2 protein-coding genes and 1 pseudogene are annotated in these 3,054 nt (G+C 71.8%); 1 reads left to right on the top strand and 2 read right to left on the bottom strand.

The genetic code is table 11. From position 1 onward, the window contains the following. Window positions 1-247: pseudogene (locus tag A5714_RS06805) on the bottom strand (ABC transporter); the annotation flags it as partial. A gap of 92 nt (window positions 248-339) precedes the next feature. Further along, entirely contained in the window at window positions 340-816 is a 477-nt protein-coding gene (locus A5714_RS06800) for a MarR family winged helix-turn-helix transcriptional regulator (RefSeq protein ID WP_068205082.1), read from the bottom strand. A 111-nt stretch (window positions 817-927) separates the two neighbouring features. Between A5714_RS06800 and A5714_RS06795 the strand changes: the two genes are divergently transcribed. Then, a complete protein-coding gene (locus tag A5714_RS06795; RefSeq protein ID WP_231975816.1) occupies window positions 928-2,970 on the top strand; it encodes a DUF2232 domain-containing protein in 2,043 nt (680 codons plus the stop codon). Window positions 2,971-3,054 lie beyond the last annotated feature (84 nt).

Below are 3,054 nucleotides of genomic sequence, written 5' to 3'. Positions count from 1 at the left end.
GCACCCGCAATCCGTCGACGAAGATGCCGTGCTGGCCCACGTCGAGGGCCACCCACTGGTTGCCGGTGAAGCGCAGCACGACGTCACGGCGGGGCGCGGGCGGCGCCTGCGGGCCGGGGACGAGCCGCTCCAGGGCCAGGTCGCAGCCGGGACCGTAGCCGACGACGACATCACGGCCGGGGTGGAAGGTGAAGCGGGCCGACCCGACCCAGACGGTCAACGGGAAGGCCGCAGCCTCGGTCCGCATGGGTCGCCACCTTTCGTCGATCGTTTCGGGCCGCCTGAAGGTCTATCCCGGGTCTACCCTGGCGGCCGGTCGGTTTACCAGCGCCGTGGCGCTCAGGGCGCGCTACGGCGACCCGTCAGTGCGGCGTTGTCGAGCAGGCGCCGCAGGACGTCCACCGCCTGCCCGAGCACGTCGCGATCCGCGGGGGCCAGCTGCGCCAGCTGCGGCTCGATGGCCGCGGCGCGGTCGGCCCGCACCGCGTTCAGCGTCCGGCGTCCGTCGGTGGTGATCTTGATGCGCACCGCGCGGGCGTCGCAGGGGTCGACCGTCCGGGTCACCAGGCCCGCCTCCTCGAGGCGGCGCACCTGCGTCGTCATCGTCGGCTGCGAACAGTGGTCGACGGCGGCCAGGTCACCGATTCGCGCCTCGCCGTGCGCTTCGATGGTTGCCAGCAGCCGGGCTTGCGCCGCCGGCAGCGGCATCTGGATGCGCTGCGTGGCCAGCCGGTTGAGCCTCGCGACCACAGCGAGCAGGTCGGCGCCCAGTCCCTGCTGGGCTTCGAGGTCCGCGGTGTCGACGACGTTGTCCATACCTTCCATGTTTGCATAGCTTTGCTATAGGAGGGGCGAGCGCCGCGGCGGGTGGTTCGCAAAACGCCTCTTCGACGGACACCTCTGTTCACGCCTGGCAGAATCGCGGAGGTGACATTGCTGCCGTTACGGCAATTCCGGGGTGGGCCGTTACGGCCGAACGAATTGGCACAGGCCGCGGTCATGGGAGCCCTGTGCGCGGCAATCGAGATCCTCGCCGCCGTCATCCCGTTTGCTCAGGGGCTCGGCGTGGTCGGGACGGTGCCGATGGGTCTGCTGGCCTACCGGTACCGCCCGCGCGCCCTGATGGCGGCGACGATCGCGGGCGGCGTCATCGCGTTCCTGATCGCCGGGCTGGGCAGCCTGTTCATGCTCGTCGACTGCGCCTGGGTCGGTGGACTGTGCGGCACCATCAAGCGCCGGGGTCGCGGCACCCCGACGGTGATCGCCTCGTCCCTGGTCGCCGGCGTCCTGTGGGGCGCCGGGTGGGTCGGCGTGCTGGCGGTCCTGACCCGGCTGCGGCAGTTGTTCTTCGACGTCATCAACGCCAACGTCAACGGCATCGCGTCGCTGCTGGACAAGGTGCACCTGCACGGGCTCGGCGACGGGCTGAAGCGCTACGTCGGCGACGGCCTGCAGCACTGGCCCCTGCTGATCTTCCCGTACATGATCCTGCTGGTCGTCGTCGTCTCGTGGGTCAGCTGGTCGGCGCTGTCGCGCCTGCTGGAGCGCATGCGCGCCATCCCCGACGTGCACAAGCTGGATCCCCCCGCCGACACCGTGCCCGGGGACGCCCCGGTGGGACCGGTGCCGGTGGTCCTGGACAAGGTACGGTTCCGCTATCCCCACGCCGATCGCGACGCCCTGCGCGAGGTCAGCCTCGAAATCCGGGCCGGGGAACATGTCGCGATCACCGGCGCGAACGGCTCCGGCAAGACCACGCTGATGCTGGTCCTGGCCGGCCGCGAACCGACCGCCGGCACCGTGCAACGCCCGGGCACCGTCGGCCTGGGCGAGATGGGCGGCACCGCGATCGTGTTGCAGCACCCCAAAAGCCAGGTGCTGGGGACCCGGGTCGCCGACGACGTGGTGTGGGGCCTGCCGCCGGGCACCGACATCGACGTGGAGCAGTTGCTCAGCGAGGTCGGCCTCGACGGGCTCGCCGAGCGGGACACCGAAAGCCTCTCCGGCGGGGAGCTGCAGCGCCTCGCGCTCGCGGCCGCGCTGGCCCGGGAGCCGGCGCTGCTGATCGCCGACGAGGTCACGACCATGGTCGACCAACAGGGCCGGGACGCCCTGCTGGGCGTGCTGTCCGGCCTGGCGCAGCGGCGCCAGACGGCGCTGGTCCACATCACCCACTACGACAACGAGGCCGCGTCCTCCGACCGCGTGATCCGGCTCAGCGACTCCCGCGACAACGCGGACACGCCCGACGCCGTGAGCCCGCCGGTACTGGCCATGCCGATCGACCACCGCGGGCCGGCACCGGTGTTGGAGGTCATCGACGTCGGCCACGAATACGCCAGCGGCACACCGTGGTCCAAGACCGCCCTGCGCAACGTCAGCTTCACCGTGGAACAAGGTGACGGCATCCTGCTGCACGGCGGGAACGGGTCGGGCAAGTCCACGCTCGCCTGGATCATGGCCGGCCTCACCGTGCCGACCTCCGGCGTCTGCCTGCTCGACGGCGTCCCCACCGACGAACGCGTGGGCGACGTCGCGCTGTCCTTTCAGTCGGCGCGGCTGCAGCTGATGCGCGACCACGTCGACATGGAAGTCGCTTCCGCGGCCGGTTTTTCGCCCACCGACACCGACCGCATCGCCGAGGCGCTCGCCTCGGTGGGGCTGGATGCGGCGATGGGCAAGCGGCGCATCGACCAGCTCAGCGGCGGCCAGATGCGCCGCGTGGTGTTGGCCGGGCTGCTGGCGCGCTCGCCGCGGGTGTTGATCCTCGACGAACCCCTGGCGGGACTGGACGCGGCGAGCCAGCGTGGCCTGCTGCGGCTGCTGGAAACCCTGCGCCGCGAGCGGGGACTCACCGTCATCGTGGTGTCGCACGACGTCGCCGGCCTGGAGGAGCTGTGCCCCCGCAGCCTGCAGCTGCGCGACGGTGCCCTGGTCGCGACGTCGCGGACGGCGGGGGGTGTGGCGTGACCGACTCACCGACCCGCGCGGCGCCGCAGGGCCGCACCCGGCGGCCCCGCCGCCCCGTCGTGCTGCTGGTTCCGCTACCGGGCA

The sequence above is a fragment of the Mycobacterium sp. E2462 genome (assembly GCF_001672685.1).
In the GTDB taxonomy this organism is placed as follows: domain Bacteria; phylum Actinomycetota; class Actinomycetes; order Mycobacteriales; family Mycobacteriaceae; genus Mycobacterium.
The sequence above is the reverse complement of the archived record's forward strand: the minus strand, read 5'-3'. Positions and strand labels throughout refer to the sequence as shown.